Source organism: Variovorax stachyos (assembly GCF_051400855.1).
In the GTDB taxonomy this organism is placed as follows: domain Bacteria; phylum Pseudomonadota; class Gammaproteobacteria; order Burkholderiales; family Burkholderiaceae_C; genus Variovorax.
The window spans coordinates 100,760-119,523 of record NZ_JBLFFN010000015.1; the positions used below are offsets into that span (position 1 = coordinate 100,760).

At 69.2% G+C, this 18,764-nt stretch carries 11 protein-coding genes; 10 read left to right on the plus strand and 1 reads right to left on the minus strand.

The features are described from left to right. Nucleotides 1-113 precede the first annotated feature (113 nt). The 6 genes from ACMGEZ_RS22910 to ACMGEZ_RS22935 all read left to right on the plus strand — a co-directional run bounded on the left by ACMGEZ_RS22910 (nucleotide 114) and on the right by ACMGEZ_RS22935 (nucleotide 9,099). A complete protein-coding gene (locus ACMGEZ_RS22910; protein WP_436824578.1) occupies nucleotides 114-2,354 on the plus strand; it encodes a cyanophycin synthetase in 2,241 nt (746 codons plus the stop codon). Between the two features lie 43 nt (nucleotides 2,355-2,397). Beyond that, on the plus strand, nucleotides 2,398-4,965 hold the full coding sequence (gene cphA, locus ACMGEZ_RS22915) for a cyanophycin synthetase (protein ID WP_436824579.1): 2,568 nt from the start codon (nucleotides 2,398-2,400) through the stop codon (nucleotides 4,963-4,965). Between the two features lie 178 nt (nucleotides 4,966-5,143). Continuing rightward, a complete protein-coding gene (locus ACMGEZ_RS22920) occupies nucleotides 5,144-5,527 on the plus strand; it encodes a hypothetical protein (protein ID WP_436824580.1) in 384 nt (127 codons plus the stop codon). Nucleotides 5,528-5,630: 103 nt separating this feature from the next. Then, the gene (locus ACMGEZ_RS22925; protein ID WP_436824581.1) at nucleotides 5,631-5,882 is read left to right on the plus strand and encodes a hypothetical protein; all 252 of its coding nucleotides are present in this window, start codon (nucleotides 5,631-5,633) and stop codon (nucleotides 5,880-5,882) included. Between the two features lie 35 nt (nucleotides 5,883-5,917). Continuing rightward, nucleotides 5,918-7,423: a CYTH and CHAD domain-containing protein gene (locus ACMGEZ_RS22930; RefSeq protein WP_436824582.1), complete on the plus strand. Its 1,506-nt coding sequence runs from the start codon at nucleotides 5,918-5,920 to the stop codon at nucleotides 7,421-7,423. Between the two features lie 122 nt (nucleotides 7,424-7,545). Beyond that, entirely contained in the window at nucleotides 7,546-9,099 is a 1,554-nt protein-coding gene (locus ACMGEZ_RS22935) for an amidohydrolase family protein (RefSeq protein WP_436824583.1), read from the plus strand. A gap of 132 nt (nucleotides 9,100-9,231) precedes the next feature. Here ACMGEZ_RS22935 and ACMGEZ_RS22940 read toward each other — a convergent pair whose 3' ends face one another. Then, nucleotides 9,232-10,200 carry an AraC family transcriptional regulator gene (locus ACMGEZ_RS22940; RefSeq protein WP_436824584.1) on the minus strand — a complete coding sequence of 323 codons (969 nt, stop codon included), beginning with the start codon at nucleotides 10,198-10,200 and terminating at the stop codon, nucleotides 9,232-9,234. A gap of 142 nt (nucleotides 10,201-10,342) precedes the next feature. Between ACMGEZ_RS22940 and ACMGEZ_RS22945 the strand changes: the two genes are divergently transcribed. The 4 genes from ACMGEZ_RS22945 to treS all read left to right on the plus strand — a co-directional run bounded on the left by ACMGEZ_RS22945 (nucleotide 10,343) and on the right by treS (nucleotide 18,729). Further along, nucleotides 10,343-11,245: an NAD(P)H-binding protein gene (locus ACMGEZ_RS22945; protein WP_436824585.1), complete on the plus strand. Its 903-nt coding sequence runs from the start codon at nucleotides 10,343-10,345 to the stop codon at nucleotides 11,243-11,245. Nucleotides 11,246-11,438: 193 nt separating this feature from the next. After that, entirely contained in the window at nucleotides 11,439-13,325 is a 1,887-nt protein-coding gene (gene glgB / locus ACMGEZ_RS22950; RefSeq protein WP_436824586.1) for a 1,4-alpha-glucan branching protein GlgB, read from the plus strand. Beyond that, on the plus strand, nucleotides 13,318-15,381 hold the full coding sequence (locus ACMGEZ_RS22955) for an alpha-1,4-glucan--maltose-1-phosphate maltosyltransferase (protein ID WP_436824587.1): 2,064 nt from the start codon (nucleotides 13,318-13,320) through the stop codon (nucleotides 15,379-15,381). Before glgB ends, ACMGEZ_RS22955 begins: the two co-directional genes overlap by 8 nt. 12 nt (nucleotides 15,382-15,393) lie before the next feature. Continuing rightward, the gene (treS, locus tag ACMGEZ_RS22960; RefSeq protein ID WP_436824588.1) at nucleotides 15,394-18,729 is read left to right on the plus strand and encodes a maltose alpha-D-glucosyltransferase; all 3,336 of its coding nucleotides are present in this window, start codon (nucleotides 15,394-15,396) and stop codon (nucleotides 18,727-18,729) included. The last annotated feature ends 35 nt before the right edge of the window (nucleotides 18,730-18,764 follow it).

Consider the following 18,764-nt stretch of genomic DNA (forward strand, 5'->3'; position numbering starts at 1 on the left):
TCTGGCCGGCCGAGGGCCGCTTCATGGCGCTCGCCGCGCGCCGATTCTGACCCATGGCCATGGGCGCGCTTGAAGGCGCCGCAGTGCTCGGCCAAAGCACAACGAACGTTTGCATGACCCGTTTCGACGACATCCGCCTCCTGCGCATCAAGTACCTGCGCGGCCCGAACCTCTGGACCTACCGGCCCGTGCTGGAAGTCTGGCTCGATCTGGGAGCGCTGGAGGACTACCCCTCCAACAAGATCTCCGGCTTCACCGAACGCCTGACCACCCTGCTCCCGGCGCTCATCGAACACCACTGCGGCGTCGGCGAGCGCGGCGGCTTCATCCAGCGCCTCACCGAGGGCACCTGGGCCGGCCATGTGCTCGAACACGTGGTGATCGAACTGCTCAACCTGGCGGGCATGCCCACCGGCTTCGGCCAGACCCGCAGCACCTCGCAGCACGGCGTTTACCGGATGGTCTTTCGCGCGCGCGACGAGCAGGTCGCCCGCGTCGCGCTGGCCGAGGGCCACCGCCTGCTGATGGCGACCATCAACAACGCCCCCTTCGATGCCGCCGACGTGCAGCGCGCGGTCGATGCCGTCAAGGCCAAGGTCGAAGATTGCTATCTCGGCCCCAGCACGGCCTGCATCGTCAGCGCCGCCACCGACCGGGGCATCCCGCACATGCGCCTGAACAGCGGCAACCTGGTGCAGCTGGGCTACGGCGCCAATCAGCAGCGCATCTGGACCGCAGAGACCGACTACACCAGCGCAATCGGCGAATCGATCGCCAGCGACAAGGAACTCACCAAGTCGCTGCTGGCCGCCTGCGGCGTGCCGGTGCCCGAAGGCCAGGTGGTCGCCAGCGCCCAGGAGGCCTGGGAAGCCGCCGAGGACATCGGCCTGCCGGTGGTGGTCAAGCCCTCCGACGCCAACCACGGCCGCGGCGTCGCGCTCGAGCTGAACACCCGCGAAGAAGTGGAAGCCGCCTTTGCCGTCGCCGAGCCCGAGGGCAGCGATGTGATGGTCGAGCGCTTCGTCCTCGGTCACGAGCATCGCCTGCTGGTGGTGGGCGGCCAGGTGGTGGCGGCCGCGCGTGGCGAGATCATCACCGTGACGGCCGACGGCCGCTCCACCGTGGCCCAGCTGATCGACAGCCAGCTCAACAGCGACCCGCGGCGCGGCGCCGAGGAGGAGTTCCCGCTCGACGTGCTCGACGTCGCGACCGACGCCAAGCTCCAGCTCGAGCTCAAGCGCCAGGGCCTGGACGCCGCGGCAGTGCCGGCGGCGGGCCGGGTGGTCACCATCCAGCGCAACGGCAACATGGCCTTCGACTGCACCGACCAGGTCCATCCCGAGGTCGCCCATGCCGCCGTGCTGGCGGCGCGGGTGGTGGGCCTGGACATCGCCGGCGTCGACCTGGTGGCGCAGGACATCGCCCGGCCGCTCGCGGCGCAGGGCGGCGCCATCGTCGAGGTGAATGCCGGCCCCGGCCTGCTGATGCACCTGAAGCCCGCCGTAGGCTCGCCGCGGCCGGTGGGTCGCGCGATTTGCGACCACCTGTTCCCCGATGACGCGCCCGGCCGCATCCCGGTCGTGGGCGTGGCCGGTTCGCGGGGCACCGCCGTGCTGGCGCGCCTGGTCGCCTGGCTCGTCGGCCTGGGCGGCCGCCACGCCGGCCTGGCCTGCCGCGACGGCCTGTTCCTCGAGCGCCGCCGCGTCGACGCGCGCGACAGCGCCAACTTCGACGCCGGCCGCCGCCTGCTGATGAACCGCGCCGTGCAGGCCGTGGTGATCGAGAACGGCGCCGGCACCATCCTGCGCGACGGCCTGGCCTACGACCGCTGCGAGGTCGGCATCGTGACCGACCTCGAAGGCGCCGAGGCGCTGGCCGAGTTCGACATCACCGAAAGCGACCAGATGGTCAAGGTGCTGCGCACCCAGGTCGACGTGGTGCTGCCCGAAGGCACGGCCGTACTCAACGCGGCCGACCCGCGCGTCGCCGGCCTGGCGCCGTTGTGCGACGGCGGGGTGATCCTCTATTCGGCCGATCCGCAAGCCGAGGCGCTGCTCAAGCACCAGCAGGCGGGCGGCAAGGCCGTGCTGGTGCGGCAAGACCGCGTGGTGCTGGCCAACGGCAGCAGCGAATCCTTCCTGCCCGGGCTGGGACGGCTGACCATCTGGCGCGCCACCCATGCGGGCGTCGACCTCGAGAGCCTGCTGGCCGCCGTCGCCGCCGCCTGGGCCCTGGGCATTCCGCTCGGCCTGATCGGCGCCGGCGTCGAAGCCTTCGAAGCCGACCTGCAGGCCGCCCTCGCCTCGCTGCAGCTGTCGCAGACCCTTCTTTCGCCCGAGCAACAAATGGCTTGACCGGCAGCGCCCGGTCCCCGAATCGCCCCTTCGCCTCATCGTTATGGACGTCAAACGCATTCGCGCGCTGCGCGGGCCCAATCTCTGGAGCCGCCACACCTGCATCGAGGCCATCGTCACCTGCAGCGGCGACGAGAACGCCGTCGGACGGCTGCCCGGCTTCGAGCGCCGCCTGCGCGCCCTCTTCCCCACCATCGGGGAACTGCACCCGATGGTGCTCGGCCAGCCGCTGGCGCTGGCCCACGTGCTGGAGAACGCGGCCGTCGCGCTGCAGGCCCACGCCGGCTGCGCCGTCAACTTCGGCCATACCGCGCGCACCATCGACGAAGGCGTCTATCAAGTCGCCTTCCAGTACAGCGAGGAAGCCGTCGGCCGGCGCGCGCTGGAGCTTGCCGAGCAGCTGATCGCCGCCGCCCAGGCCGGCGCCGCCTTCGACGCCCACGCCGCCATCACCGAGCTGCGCGACCTCGACGAATCGGAGCGCCTGGGTCCGAGCACCGGCTCGATCGTCGATGCCGCCGTGGCACGCGGCATCCCCTACCGCCGTCTCACCAGCGGCAGCCTGGTGCAGTTCGGCTGGGGCTCGAAGCAGCGCCGCATCCAGGCCGCGGAAGTCGACAGCACCAGCGGCGTGGCCGAGTCGATCGCACAGGACAAGGAGCTCACCAAGCAGCTCCTCAACGCCGCCGGCGTGCCGGTGCCGCGAGGCCGCCCGGTCACCAGCGTCGAGGACGGCTGGGCCGCCGCGCAGGAAATCGGCCTGCCTGTGGTGGTGAAGCCGCAGGACGGCAACCAGGGCAAGGGCGTCACCGTCAACATCGGCACGCGCGAGCAGCTGGCCGCCGCCTACGACTCGGCCGCTGCCTACGGCGAGGTGATGGTCGAGAAGTTCCTGCCGGGCTTCGACTTCCGCCTGCTGGTGGTCGGCGACAGGCTGGTCGCCGCCGCGCGCCGCGACCCGCCGCAGGTTATCGGCGACGGCAGCCATACCGTGCGCCAGCTGGTCGACCTGGTCAACCAGGACCCGCGCCGCGGCGAAGGGCATGCCACCTCGCTGACCAAGATCCGGCTCGACGACATCGCCGTCGGCCGCCTCGAGGCCCAGGGCCTCACGCCCGACAGCGTGCCGGCGCTGGGCCAGCGCGTGGTGCTGCGCAACAACGCCAACCTGTCGACCGGCGGCACCGCCACCGACGTCACCGACACGGTGCACCCCGAAGTCGCGGCACGCGCGGTCGATGCCGCCCAGATGGTGGGCCTGCACATCTGCGGCGTCGACATGGTCTGCGAAAACGTGCTGCGCCCACTGGAGGAACAGCACGGCGGCGTGGTCGAGGTCAACGCCGCGCCCGGCCTGCGCATGCACATCTCGCCCTCCTTCGGCCGCGGCCGCGCGGTCGGCGAGGCGGTCATGGACACCCTGTTCGCCCCCGGCGACGACGGCCGCATCCCGGTGGTGGCGGTGACCGGCACCAACGGCAAGACCACCACCGCGCGCCTGATCAATCACCTGCTCGCCGGCAGCGGCCTGCGCACCGGCATGACCAACACCGACGGCGTGTACGTCGACGGCCGCCAGACCGACAGCGGCGACTGCAGCGGTCCCAAGAGCGCGCGCAACGTCCTGCTGCACCCGGACGTCGATGCCGCCGTGTTCGAGGTGGCGCGCGGCGGCGTGCTGCGCGAGGGGCTCGGCTTCGACCGCTGCCAGGTGGCGGTCGTGACCAACATCGGCAGCGGCGACCACCTCGGCCTCAACTACATCACCACCGTCGAGGACCTGGCGGTGCTCAAGCGCGTGGTCGTGCGCAACGTGGCCCCCGAAGGCTACGCGGTGCTCAACGCGGCCGACCCGAACGTGGCGGCCATGGCCGCGAGCTGCCCCGGCGCCGTGATCTTCTTCGCCCGCGACCGGCAGCACCCGGTGATGGCCACGCATCGGGCCCAGGGCAAGCGCACCGTCTACGTCGACCAGGACATGTTGATCGCGGCGGAGGGTTCGTGGCGCGAGCGCATTCCGCTGCGCGACGTGCAGATCACGCGCAACGGCAGCATCGGCTTCCAGGTCGACAACGTGATGGCCGCCGTCGCTGCCGCCTGGGCCGTCGGCCTGGACTGGGACAGCATCCGCAGCGGCCTGGCGAGCTTCAAGAACGACGCGGCCGGCGTGCCGGGCCGCTTCAACGTGATGGACTACCGCGGCGCCACCGTGATCGCCGACTACGGCCACAACACCGATGCGATGCGGGCCCTGGTGGCGGCGGTCGACACCATGCCCGCGAAGAAGCGTTCGGTGGTGATCAGCGGCGCCGGCGACCGCCGCGACTGCGACATCCGCGACCAGACCGCCATCCTCGGCCAGGCCTTCGACGACGTGATCCTCTATCAGGATGCGGCCCAGCGCGGCCGGGCCGACGGCGAAGTCATGGCGCTGCTGCGCCAGGGCCTCGAGGGCGCCACCCGCACCCGCGCCATCGACGAGATCCGCGGCGAGTTCATCGCCATCGACACCGCGCTCGAGCGGCTGCGGCCCGGCGACCTGTCGCTGATCCTGGTCGACCAGGTCGAGGAAGCGCTCGCTCACCTGGCAAAGCGCATCGCCGAAGCCTGAAGGGGCACGAAGGCCGGCGCGCTTCCGGCCGGCGTGCGGGACCTGTCCCACATGAAGCTGCGGCCCGGCCGCCGGGCGCCGAGCCGCCCCAGTCCCACAGCATCCTGCCTGACGGCGGCAGACACTGCCTGTCCGGCCGGCGCATGCTGCGCCGCCTGCCCCTGAAAGGAGCGCCTTCATGAACAAGACCATTCGTTCGAGCCTCGCCCTCGTGCTTGCCGCAGGCAGCCTCGCGCTGCCATCCCTGGGCGCAGCACAGGGCACCGACCCCGGCTACCAGCGCGAGCGCGCCGTCTGCGACGGCGTTCTGCAGGATCGCAACGCCTGCCTGCGCGAGGCGGGCGCCGCCCGCTACGAAGCCCGGCGCGGCGGACTGACCAGCGCGCCTACCACCAGCTACGAACAGAACGCACTGGCCCGCTGCGCCCTGCAGCCTCCGGCCGATCGGCCCGCTTGCGAAGCCCGCATGCGCGGCACCGGCACGACCTCCGTCGAAGGCAGCGTGCTGGGCGGTGGCCTGATTCGCGAGACCGTGACGCCGATTCCGGTGCCGGTTCAGTGAACCCGTCAAGCGAAAACCTAAGACCTACACCGTCATCAGACTGTCACAAAAGGCTAAGTAGGGCTGGCTATAGTTCCTGGTTCCATTAGGAGGAACCCAGCCCATGAACGCCATCAAGGTCGCCCGCCGCTTCATCGAGACGGACCCGACCAACGAATCGGCCCAGATCCTCGCCCGCCTCGTCCTGGCGCTCGAATCCGAGCGCAGCTTCGAGCTGGTCACGCTGTATCAGCTCGACTACAAGAGCTTCCAGCTGGCGATGGACATCCTCAAGGAATGGCGGCTCGACCGCTACTACGCGAGCAAATCCAAGCTTTTCGACCTGTCCCTGCAAGTCAGCGAGCTCCCGGGCTGAGCACGCCGCCCGCGGGGGTGCCGTCTGAAAAAGACGTGACGGAATTCGAGCTCAAGTTCCAGGTCGATCCGCGCGACCGGGCGGCCGTCGAAGCGGCGGTCGCGAGGGGCCGCTCGACGCGGACACGCCTCCAGGCGCGCTACTACGACACCGCCGACGGCGCACTGGCGGCTCACCGCGTCGTGCTGCGCATCCGCAAGGAAGGGCAGCGCTGGGTGCAGACCGCGAAGGCGCCGGGCGGCAATGCGCTGGAGCGCCACGAACATAACGCCGAGATCGAGCCCGCCGAAGCCGGCGACGGGCCGCTGCCGCGCCTGGAGCGTCACGCCGGCACGCCCGTCGGCGCGCTGATCGACAAGGCGCTGCGCGCCGCCGGGCAGGCGCCGGCCGAGGCGCGGCTGATGCCGCTGCATGCCACCGACATCCGCCGTACCAGCCGCGAGATGCGCACTGGCGATGCCCGGGTCGAGCTCGCCTTCGACCGCGGCGAGGTGCGCGCCGGCGACCGCTCGCATGCCGTGTGCGAGCTCGAGATCGAGCTCAAGAGCGGCAGCCCCCAATCCCTGCTCGAACTCGCGCGCCGCTGGCGATTGCGCTACCGGATCTCGCTGGACACGGTGTCCAAGGCCGCGCGCGGCGAGCGCTTGGCCAAGGGCCTCGAGTACGGCGAGGCGGTCAAGGCCGAGCCGCCTGCGGTGGACGAGGACATGGATGGGCCGCAGCTGTTCCGCGCGGTGATCGGCGCCTGCCTGGCGCAGATCCTGCCCAATGCCAGCGAAGTGGCCGCCGGCAGCCCCGAGCCCGAGCATGTGCACCAATTGCGCGTCGGCATCCGTCGCCTGCGCAGCGCGCTGCGCGAGATGGCCGACTTCGCACCGGCCATCGACCCCGCCTGCGAGCCCGCCCTGGTGGACGCCTTCCGCGCGCTGGGCCGGCAGCGCGATCGCGAGCACCTGCAGCAGATGGTGCAGCCTCGGATCGAAGCGGCCGGCGGCCCGCCGGTGAACTGGCCCGAGCCCGCCGAGCCGGAGCCGGAGCCGACCGCGGTGGTGCGCGGCCAGGCCTTCCAGCTGGCGCTGATCAGCCTGATCGCCGCGTCGCTGCCGCCCGAGGAACAACCCGCCGGCGCGGCCCCGGCCGAGCAGCATGCCGACCCGGCCCGCAAGCCGCTGCGCGCGCGCCTGTCGAAACTCCACCGCCAGGTGGTGCGCGACGGCCGGCGTTTCGACACGCTGGAGCCCGAGGCGCAGCACCGGGTCCGCAAGCGGCTCAAGCGCCTGCGCTACCTGGCCGAGTTCGTGGCGCCCATCTTCGGAAAGAACCGTGCCGCGCGCTACCTGAAGGAACTGCGTCCGGCCCAGGATGCGCTGGGCGAGCACAACGACGCGGCGGTGGCGATCAACGCCTACCGCGAGGCGGCCGGGCAGGACGGCCGGGCCTGGTTCGCGGTTGGCTGGCTCTCGGCGCGACAGGCCCAGGGTGCGCTCGAATGCCGGGCCGCACTGGACAAAATCGCGCAGGCGCGCCGGTTCTGGAAATAGTCGTAGCGGCAGCAGCCGGTGCCTCGCTTGCGATGTAACACTGCTTTACACCGCGGGTCTCTCCACCTATGAAGATCCCAGGAGCCGTCATTCCGGATGACTCCAGCTGGAGGAGACAAGCAATGTGCAAACTGTGCGATCAAGGCAGGCCGCAAGACCATTCCCGCTCACAGGACCATGCTGCGGGCTATTCACGGCGCGACTTCCTGAAGGCTGGAACGGCGGGGACGGCTGCTGCGGCAGCCGGGCTGGGCCTGTTCACCGAGCGCGTTGGGGCAGCGCAGGATGACGATGATTCCCACAAGGACAGCGGCCGACACGGACGACGTTATGTCATTCGAGGCGGCCACGTCATGTCGATGGACCCGAAAGTGGGAGATTTCGTCCAGGCCGATGTGCTGGTCGAAGGCAAGAAGATCATCGCGGTCGGACCGAACCTGCCAGCGGCTGGCGCCGTGATCGACGCCCGCGGCAAGATCGTGATGCCCGGGTTCATCGATACGCACCACCACCAGTTCGAGACCGCGCTGCGCAGTTTCCTGGCCGACGGGCTGCTGTTCAACGACGGCAAGCCGCACGGCGCCATCAACTATTTCGAGCACATCCTCGGGAAGTTCGCTCCGGTCTACCGGCCGCAGGACGTCTACATCAACGAGCTCTTCGGCGGGCTCAGCCAGCTCGACGCGGGTGTCACGACGGTGCACGACATCTCCCAGATCCACCACTCGCCGCAGCACTCCGACGCCGCGATCAAGGGCCTGGCCGACTCGGGGCGGCGCAGCGTGTTCGGCTACTTCGAGAGCGCTGGCAATGTCCCGGGCAACCAGTATCCGGCGGATGCTGCCCGCATCAAGGGGCAGTACTTCAGCTCCGACGACCAGCTCCTGTCCATGACCATGGGGGGCGAGATCTACCTGCCCGGCTTCGCGGTGGCCTGGGCGCTCGGGCGCCAGCTCGGGCTGCAGGTGGTGGCGCACATCGTCGGCAGCTTCGGCATGGCCCCGACCTTCGATGCGCTCGCAGCGTCCAATCAGTTCGGTCCTGACAACCTGTTCATTCACATGACCGGGATGTCCGACATGAGCTGGCAAAAGGTGAAGGAGGCCGGCGCGGGCGTCTCGCTCGCCGTCCCGATCGAGATGAACATGCGCCATGGCATGCCGCCCATTCTCAAGACGCTCTCCCTCGACATCCAGCCCTCGCTGAGCGTGGACGTGGAATGCACCCTGACCGCGGACATGTTCACCCAGATGCGCAGCGCCATGGCGTTGCAGAGGGCCTTCGTCAACCAGATGGCGCTGGAGCAGAACAACCCACCCACCCTGCCGGAACTGCTGACCACGCGCGATGTGCTGCGCTTTGCCACGATGGAGGGCGCGCGCGACCTGCGGCTCGATCGCAAGACCGGATCGCTCACGCCCGGCAAGGAGGCCGACATCATCATCCTCGACGCCGAGGCCATCAACGTGGCGCCGCTCAACGTCGTGCCCGGTGCGGTGGTATCGCTGATGGAGCGCTCCAACGTCGAGACGGTCATCGTCGCGGGCAAGGTGCGCAAGTGGAAGGGCAAGCTGCTCGATGTCGACCTGCGACGGCTGCGCCGCGAGCTGGAAGCCTCGCGCGACTATCTCTTCAGCGCGGCGGGCATTCCGCAGAACCTCTTCCGTCCCAATTGACGCAGCGGCGCCCGAAGTGGGCGCCACTCAATGAAGAGTGCGGCGCCGCCAGTCTTCCATGTCGCAATGCCAGTACTTTCAGCTTCCGACCAATTGACAGTTGAAAGCAGATGAGCCTGCAGCGACTACTTTTCAGAACCCAGGCGGCACCGCAACCTGCGCGCGCCGCGCCGCCCCCGGCGAGACCCCGATGAAGCGCTTGAACGAGCGGCTGAAAGCCGCCTCGGACTGATACCCCAGCTGGCTCGCCAGCTCCACCGGCCGCGCATTCTTCTCCTGCAGCAGCGTGAGCGCCACCTGCATGCGCCAGCGCGCCACGTAGTGCATCGCCGGCTCGCCGACGATGGCCGTGAAACGTGCGGCGAAGGCCGAACGCGACATCGCGGCCTCGGCAGCGAGCGAAGCCACGGTCCATGGCCGCGCCGGTTCGCGGTGGATGAGCGAGATGGCACGGCCGATCTGCCGGTCCTGGAGGGCGCCGAGCCAGCCGGTGCGCGCGGCCGGATCGCGCGTCATCCACGAACGGATGGCCTGGATCACGAGGATGTCGGCCAGCCGGGTGATGATGGTCTCGCCGCCCGGCCGCAAGGCGCTCGCCTCCGCGGCCATGAAGCGCAGCGTGCTGCCCAGCCATTCGGCCTCGGGCGAGCGCTCGGCGTCCATGCGGATCACCGCGGGCAGCAGTTGCACCAGGCGCTGCGCGGCCGGGTGATCGAAGCGCACCGCGCCGCAGACCAGGCTGGTCGCCGCGCCGCCGCCGCCGTGGCGCAGGACCTCGTAGCGCTCGCTGAGCTGCTCACGCGGCAGGTCGAAGAGCCCGGCGGCCTCGGCGCCCGGCTCGCTCACCAGCCGGTGGCCGGCGCCGTGCGGCACCAGCGCGAAGTCGCCCGGCGCAAGCCGCTGCGGCTCCAACCCCTCGGCCTCGAGCCAGCAGGGACCGGAAGTCACGACATGGAACATCAGGCAGTGCGCCATCGGCGGCAACGCGACTCCCCAGGGCGCGCTGAACTCGGAGCGGCAGTAGAAGACGCCGTTCATGCGCAGGAAATGCAGGGCTTCGCCCAGCGGATCAACGGGGGTGAAGGCATCGGCGATCTGCATGCGGCGAGTATGTAGGTCACCTCACCCATCGTCCAGCTGCCTTGGACGAATGAGCATCGATCAGCGACGCTGAGTCATTGATAGGCCTGAACCGGCCGACGATAGTAGACGCCATGTTCAACCCACCCCCGGAGTCCCGATCATGAGCACCACCCCTCTCTTCACCATCATGGGCGCCACCGGCCACACCGGCGGCAAGATCGCCCGGCGCCTGCTGCCCGCAGGGGCCCGGGTCCGTGCCATCGGCCGCAACCCCGAGAAGCTGGCCGCGCTTGCAAGCGACGGCGCCGAGGTGCTGGCCGGCGACAGCCGCGACCCGGCTTTCCTGGCACAAGCGTTTCGTGGGGCCGACGCGGTCTACACCCTGCTGGCGACCGACCGCCAGGCGCCGGACTACGCGGCACGGCAGGACGAGGAGGGCGAGGCCATCGCGCAGGCCGTGCAGGCCAGCGGGGTGCGCCGCGTGGTCGCGCTCAGCAGCCTGGGCGCCGATGTGCCCGAGGGCACCGGGGTCATCGCCGGCCTGCACCGGCAGGAGCAGCGCCTGCGCAAGATCGCCGGCATCGACCTGCTGCTGCTGCGCCCGGTCTCCTTCTTCGAGAACCTCTACGACGCGCTCGGCACCATCAAGCAAGCGGGCATGCTGGCCGACACCGTCGCGCCCGATCTCCCCGTGCCCATGATCGCCGCCGACGACATCGCCGCGGTCGCGGCCCAGGCACTGCTGGCGCGCGACTGGACCGGCGTGGCGGTGCGCGAGCTCCTGGGCCAGCGCGACATCAGCCACCGTGACATCGCCCGCCTGGTCGGCACGGCCATCGGCCGACCCGAGCTGCCCTATGTCCAGTTGTCGGAGGCCGAGATGGGTGAGGCGCTGGTCGGCGCCGGCCTGTCGCCCAGCTTCGTGGCGCTCTATCTGGAAATGACGCGCGCCTTCAACGAAGAGCGGGTCGGCCCGCGGGCAGGCCGCACGCCCGAGAACACGACGCCCACGCGCTTCGAGGACTTCGTCGCCGAGCTCGCTGCTGCCTATCGGCAGATCTGAGCCGGAGCCGAGCCGGATCGTGATGTTTAAGGCGAAGGTCCTCCAGCTCCTCAAGACGCGCCGCTGTCCGACAAGCTGAAGCGCGAGCGCGGTCATTGCCGGGGCGCCGCGGTGCTCCTACAACGGTCCGTTCAAACGCCGATCCGGCTGCGTTCACGCACGGCCGCGGCCTCGAACGCCAAGGACGCCCGCAGTGCTCATCACCCCCGCCTTCAGTGCCCAGGACCGCTACTTTTTCAGCGAGGGCACGCACTCCCGTCTCTACGATCAACTGGGCTGCCACCTCCGCGCCGAGGGCGGCGCCCGCTTTGCGGTGTGGGCGCCGAATGCAGCCTCGGTGTCGGTGGTCGGCGACTGGAACGGCTGGAACGGCGATGCCCATCCATTGCAGGCCCATGAGGACAGCGGCATCTGGAGCGGATCGGTCTGCGATGTCGCGCCCGGCCAGGCCTACAAGTACCGCATCCGCTCCCGGCACAACGGCTACCAGGTCGACAAGGCCGATCCCTTCGCCTTCTTCTGCGAGACGCCGCCGGCCACCGCCTCACGCGCCTGGTCGCTCAACTACGACTGGCGCGACGGCGAGTGGATGGCCACGCGCGCCGCGCGCAACGCGCTGGATGCGCCCATGTCCACCTACGAGGTCCACCTCGGCTCCTGGCGGCGCCGCGATGGCCAGTTCCTCAACTACCGCGAGCTCGCCCCCCTGCTCGCCGACTACGTGCACGAGATGGGCTTCACGCATGTGGAGTTGATGCCCGTCACCGAGCATCCCTTCTACGGCTCCTGGGGCTACCAGACCACCGCCTACTTCGCGCCCACCTCGCGCTACGGCACGCCGCAGGACTTCATGTACTTCGTCGACCACCTGCACCAGCGCGGCATCGGCGTGCTGCTGGACTGGGTGCCTTCGCACTTCCCCACCGACGAGCACGGCCTCGGCTACTTCGACGGCACCCATCTCTACGAGCACGAGGACCCGAGGCAGGGCTTCCATCCCGACTGGAAGTCCAGCATCTTCAACTACGGGCGCCACGAGGTGCGCAGCTTCCTGATTTCCTCGGGCCTGTTCTGGCTGGACAAGTACCACATCGACGGCCTGCGCGTCGATGCGGTCGCCTCCATGCTCTACCTCGACTACGGGCGCGCGCAGGGCGAATGGATCCCCAATCGCCACGGCGGACGCGAGAACCTGGAGGCCATCGAGTTCCTGCAGACGCTCAACCGCGCCGTCTACCGCGAGCACCCCGACACGCTCACCATCGCCGAGGAATCCACCGCCTGGCCGCGCGTCTCGCGCCCGACCGACATGGACGGCCTGGGCTTCGGCATGAAGTGGAACATGGGCTGGATGCACGACAGCCTGGCCTACATGCACGAGGACCCGGTGCATCGCCGCTACCACCATCACCAGCTGACCTTCTCGCTGGTCTACGCCTTCAGCGAGAACTTCGTGCTGCCGCTCTCGCACGACGAGGTGGTGTACGGCAAGGGCTCGCTGCTCAACAAGATGCCGGGCGACAGCTGGCAGCAGTTCGCCAACCTGCGCGCGCTGCTCGGCTACATGTGGGGGCATCCGGGCAAGAAGCTGCTCTTCATGGGCGGCGAGTTCGGCCAGCGCCGCGAATGGACCCACGACGGCGAGCTCGAATGGTGGGTCGCCGCGCTCGATGGCCATGCGGGACTGCAGCGCTTCGTGGCCCAGCTCAACGGCGTCTACCGCAGCACGCCGGCGCTGCACGAGCTCGACTTCTCCGGCGCCGGCTTCGAATGGGTGGTGGCCGACGACGCCGAGCACAGCGTCTTCGCCTTCCTGCGCAAGCCGCGCGAAGGGTCGCCGCTGCTGATCGTCAGCAACATGACGCCGGTGCCGCGCACCAACTACCTGCTCGGCGTGCCCAAGGGCGGCTTCTGGCGCGAGCGCCTCAACAGCGACGCCAGCGAATTCGGCGGCGCGGGTTGGGGCAACTTCGGCGGCGTCGAGGCCTCGCCGGTCCGTTCGCATGGCCGCATGCACTCGCTGTGCCTCACGCTTCCGCCACTCTCCACCTTGATCCTGGAGCACGCCCCCCATGCCTAAGGCCGCCGCATCGCCCGCCCCGAAGATCGAACGTGCGGATGGCGAGGACGGCCGCGTGCGCGCCGTCATCGATGCCGTGCTGCCCAACGTCGACGGCGGCCGCTTCGCCGTGAAGCGCGTGGCCGGCGAGGCCTTGCGCGTGCAGGCCCACTGCTTCGCCGATGGACATGACGTGCTGCGCGTGATGCTGCGCTGGCGCGCCGAGGCCGATGCGGACTGGACCGAGCTGCCGATGAAGGCATTGGGCAACGACGTGTGGGAGGCCGAATTCGCGCCGCCCGCGGTCGGCCGCTACCGCTACACCGTCACTGCCTGGGTCGATGCCTTCGAGTCCTGGCGGCACGACATGGCACGCCGCATCGATGCGGAAGACATCCGCATCGCTTCGCAGGTGGGCGCGCAGGAAATCGCCGCCGCGGCCGAGCGTGCCGAGCAGGCAGAGCGTGCGAAAGGCGCCGATGCCCAGGCCCTGGCGCGCTGGAGCCGCGAGCTGAAGGCCGCGGCGGTCGAGAACAGCATGGACGCGACCGCCCTCAAGGCCTTCGCGCTGGACGAGGCGCTCTGCGTCCTGGCCGAGCGCTACCCCGACCGCCGCCTGGCCACGCACCACCCCGTGGCGCTGCCGCTCGTCGCCGATCGCGAACGCGCGCGCTTCAGCACCTGGTACGAGCTCTTCCCGCGCTCCACCGCGCCGCAAGGCGACCGGCACGGCACCTTCAAGGACGTGGAGGCGCGGCTGCCGGCCATCGCCGCCATGGGCTTCGACGTGCTCTATTTCCCGCCCATCCATCCGATCGGGCGCATCCAGCGCAAGGGAAAGAACAACGCGCTCGCGGCGCAGCCCGGCGATGTGGGCAGCCCCTGGGCCATCGGCGCCGAGGAAGGCGGCCACAAGTCCATCCTGCCCGAGCTGGGCACCCGCGAGGACTTCCAGCACCTGCGGGCCGAGGCGCAGCGCCACGGCCTGGAGATCGCGCTCGACATCGCCTTCCAGTGCGCGCCCGACCACCCCTACGTCAAGGCCCATCCCGCCTGGTTCCGCTGGCGTCCCGACGGCACCGTGCAGTACGCGGAGAACCCGCCTAAGAAATACCAGGACATCTATCCCTTCAACTTCGAGACCGAGGATTGGCAGGGCCTCTGGACCGAACTCAAGAGCGTGTTCGAGCACTGGATCGCCGAGGGCGTGAAGATCTTCCGCGTCGACAACCCGCACACCAAGGCCTTTCCCTTCTGGGAATGGGCCATCACCGAGCTCAAGCAGGCACACCCCGACGTGTTGTTCCTCGCCGAGGCCTTCACCCGGCCCAAGGTGATGCACCGGCTCGCCAAGCTGGGCTTCTCGCAGTCCTACACCTACTTCACCTGGCGCAACACCAAGCAGGAGCTCACCGAGTACTTCATCGAGCTTTCGCAGGGCCCCGGGAGCGAGTACTTCCGCCCCAACGTGTGGCCCAACACGCCCGACATCCTGCACGAGCGGCTGCAGGGCGGCGAGACCCCCGTCTTCATGGCCCGGCTGGTGCTGGCCGCCACGCTGTCGGCGAGCTACGGCATCTACGGGCCCGCCTTCGAGTTGCGCGAGCACCTGCCGCGCGAGCAGGGCAGCGAGGAATACCTGAACTCCGAGAAGTACCAGCTGCGCCACTGGAATCACGACGACCCGCAAAGCCTGGCGCCCTTCATCGCGCGGGTCAACCACATCCGGCGCGAGAACCCGGCCCTGCATTCGGACCGCAGCCTGCGCTTCTTCGACATCGACAACGGCGAGCTGCTCGCCTATGCCAAGCGCTCGCCCGACGGCAGCAACGTGATCGTGACCGTGGTCAACCTCGACCCGCACAACGTGCAGTCCGGCTGGCTCGACCTCGACCTGGACTTCGTCGGCTGCGAGCCCGCGCAGTCCTTCCAGGTGCACGACCTGCTGAGCAACCAGCGCTACCTCTGGCAGGGCAGCCGCCATTTCGTCCGGCTCGATCCGCACAGCGTGCCGGCGCATGTCTTCGTTGTGCGGCGGCGGGTGCGCGACGAACGCGACTTCGACTACTTCCTCTAGGGGCCTGTTGACATGAATGCACCGGTATCGCACCTGCTCCTGGAGACCGTCGAGATCGACAGCACCGACGATCCACAGTGGTATCGCGACGCCGTCATCTACCAGCTCAACGTCAAGGCTTTCTTCGATTCGAACGACGACGGCTACGGCGACTTCAAGGGCGTTACCGCCAAGCTCGACTACGTGAAGGACCTGGGCGTCAACACCATCTGGCTGATGCCCTTCTATCCCTCGCCGCTGCGCGACGACGGCTACGACATTGCCGAATACGAAGACGTGCACCCGCACTACGGCACCCTGGCCGACTTCAAGATCATGCTGGAGGAGGCCCACAAGCGCGGGCTGCGCGTCATCACCGAGCTGGTCATCAACCACACCTCCAGCGACCATCCGTGGTTCCAGGCGGCGCGCCGCGCGCCGCCAGGCTCGCCCGAGCGCGAGTTCTACGTGTGGAGCGACACCGACCAGCTCTACCAGGGCACGCGCATCATCTTCACCGACACCGAAACGTCCAACTGGGCCTGGGACCCCGTGGCCAAGGCCTACTACTGGCACCGCTTCTTCAGCCACCAGCCCGATCTCAACTTCAGCAACCCGCGGGTGCTGGAGGCGGTGTTCAAGACCATGCGCTTCTGGCTGGACATGGGCGTGGACGGCTTCCGGCTCGATGCCATCCCCTACCTGTGCGAGCGCGATGGCACCAGCAACGAGAACCTGCCCGAGACCCACGTGGTGATCAAGCAACTGCGCGCGGCCATCGACGCGCAGTACAAGAACCGCTTCCTGCTGGCCGAAGCCAACATGTGGCCCGAGGACGTGCGCGAGTACTTCGGCGACGCCGACGAATGCCACATGGCCTACCACTTCCCCCTGATGCCGCGCATGTACATGGCAATCGCGCAGGAGGACCGCCACCCGATCGTCGAGATCATCCAGCAGACGCCCGAGATCCCGGAGGGCTGCCAGTGGGCCATCTTCCTGCGCAACCACGACGAGCTCACGCTCGAGATGGTGACCAGCAAGGAGCGCGACTACATGTACCTCATGTACGCCGCCGACCTGCGCGCCCGCATCAACGTCGGCATCCGGCGCCGCCTCGCGCCGCTGATGGAAAACGACATGGACCGGGTGAAGCTGATGAACGCGATGCTGCTGTCGATGCCGGGCTCGCCCATCATCTACTACGGCGACGAGATCGGCATGGGCGACAACGTCTTCGTCGGCGACCGCAACGGCGTGCGCACGCCGATGCAATGGAGCCCCGACCGCAACGCCGGCTTCTCGCGCGCCGACCCGCAGCGCCTGTACCTGCAGCCGATCATGGACCCCATGTACGGCTACGAGGCGCTGAACGTCGAGGCGCAGGCGCGCGACGCCAGCTCGCTGCTGAACTGGACCCGGCGCATGCTCGCGGTGCGCAAGACCAGCCGGGCCTTCGGCCGCGGCCGGCGCGTGTTCCTGCGGCCCGGCAACCGAAAGATCCTCGCCTATCTCAGCGAGTACGAGAACGACACCATCCTCACCGTGTTCAATCTCTCGCGCGCGGCGCAGCCGGTGGAGCTGGACCTCTCGGCCTACAAGGGCAGCATCCCGGTCGAGATGCTGGGGCGCACTTCATTCCCGCCGATCGGGGAGCTGCCCTACCTGCTCACCCTGCCCTCGTACGGCTTCTACTGGTTCCGGCTCGCGCAGGACGCCGAGATGCCCAGTTGGCACCAGGAAGGCGTGGGCCTGCAGGACCGCCCGACGCTGGTGCTGTTCGACGGCTGGACCAGCTTCTTCCGCGACCGCGTGATGCCATGGCGCATCGGCATGGCCGAGCGCATGCTCACGCAGTTCGAGACCGACACCCTGCCGCGCTTCATCGAGATCCAGCGCTGGTACGGCGCCAAGGGTTCGACAGTCGAGCGCGCCCGCATGGTGGACCATGCGGTCTGGGACGCCAACGGCTTCAGCTGGATGCTGCCCCTCGTCGCACTCGACGGCCCTACCGAGGCGTCGACCTACTTCGTGCCGCTGGCGCTGGCCTGGGAGGAGCAGGACGAAGACCGCCTCAACCGCCTGATGCAGGCCGGCGTCGCCAAGGTGCGGCAGCAGGCCAATGTCGGCGTCATGGCCGATGCCTTCTACGACGAGGCCTTCTGCCGCGCGATGGTGCGCGCGGTGCGCGAAGGGTTGGAGCTGCCGGCCTCCAAGGGGCGCCTGCGCTTCACGCCCACCGAGGCCTTCGGCCGCATCGATGCCGACCTCGGCACACTGGCCGTCGGCCGGCCCGGGGCGCAGAGCAGCAACACGGTGGTGACCTTCGACGAGACCCTCTTCCTCAAGGCCTACCGGCGCGTGCGCGACGGCATCAACCCCGAGGTCGAGATGGGGCGCTTCCTCACGAGCGTCGTGCGCTACCCGCACTGCGTGCCGGTGCTGGGCGCGGTCGAATACATCGGCGACGACGGCCGCACCGCGACGCTGGCCATGGTCCAGCGCTACGTGACCAACCAGGGCGACGGCTGGGTCTACACGCTGGGCTATGTGGAGCGCTTCCTCGAGGAGCTGCGCACGGCGGTCGATACGCTCGCCGCCGCCGCGCCGTCGGAAGCGCATGGCGGCTTCACCGTGCTGATGCAGGTGCTCGGACGCCGCACCGCGGAACTGCATCTCGCGCTGGCGCGCCGCACCGGCGACCCGGCCTTCGATCCCGAGCCTCTTGCGGCAGAAGACATCGAGGCCATGCGCGAGCACGCGGTTGCCGATGTCGCGAGCACCCTCGCGCTGCTGCGCGAGCGCCTGCCGCAGCTGCCCGTGCCTGCCCAGGAAGATGCGCAGGAGCTGCTCGCCCAGGAAAGCCGGCTCTCGACACGCGCCGCCGCTGCGATCGGCAACGGCCACGGCCTGAAGACGCGCTACCACGGCGACTACCACCTGGGCCAGGTGCTCGTGAGCGACAACGACTTCGTCATCATCGACTTCGAGGGCGAGCCCACGCGCGCCTTCGACGAGCGCCGCGCCAAGGGCTCGCCGCTGCGCGACGTGGCCGGCATGCTGCGCTCCTTCAACTATGCGCGCTGGTCGGCGCTCAAGCGGGTGGCGCAGAACGCCGACGAGCTGCAGCGCCTGGAAATGCCCGTGCGGCAGTGGGAGACCGCCAGCCGCGAGGCTTTCCTCTCCGCCTACCTCGACACGATGGAAGAAGCCCAGCCCACAACGCCCGTCGACCTGCAACTGCTGGACTTGTTCGAACTTGAAAAGGCGCTGTACGAGCTGCGCTACGAACTGAACAATCGTACCGACTGGGTCCAGGTCCCGCTGCAGGGCCTCCTTGCGATGGCGGGCCGCGACGCCGCATCCTGACGAAGGCCCGCCGCCAACGCCCCCACGGCCAACGG

Bases quoted from the DNA above. Each gene is read 5' to 3' on its own strand.
- ACMGEZ_RS22920 (WP_436824580.1), top strand. From the start codon at position 5,144: ATGAACAAGACCATTCGTTCGAGCCTCGCCCTCGTGCTTGCCGCAGGC.
- ACMGEZ_RS22945 (WP_436824585.1), top strand. From the start codon at position 10,343: ATGAGCACCACCCCTCTCTTCACCATCATGGGCGCCACCGGCCACACC.
- ACMGEZ_RS22935 (WP_436824583.1), top strand. From the start codon at position 7,546: ATGTGCAAACTGTGCGATCAAGGCAGGCCGCAAGACCATTCCCGCTCA.
- ACMGEZ_RS22910 (WP_436824578.1), top strand. From the start codon at position 114: ATGACCCGTTTCGACGACATCCGCCTCCTGCGCATCAAGTACCTGCGC.
- ACMGEZ_RS22925 (WP_436824581.1), top strand. From the start codon at position 5,631: ATGAACGCCATCAAGGTCGCCCGCCGCTTCATCGAGACGGACCCGACC.
- ACMGEZ_RS22955 (WP_436824587.1), top strand. From the start codon at position 13,318: ATGCCTAAGGCCGCCGCATCGCCCGCCCCGAAGATCGAACGTGCGGAT.
- cphA (WP_436824579.1), top strand. From the start codon at position 2,398: ATGGACGTCAAACGCATTCGCGCGCTGCGCGGGCCCAATCTCTGGAGC.
- treS (WP_436824588.1), top strand. From the start codon at position 15,394: ATGAATGCACCGGTATCGCACCTGCTCCTGGAGACCGTCGAGATCGAC.
- ACMGEZ_RS22940 (WP_436824584.1), bottom strand. From the start codon at position 10,200: ATGCAGATCGCCGATGCCTTCACCCCCGTTGATCCGCTGGGCGAAGCC.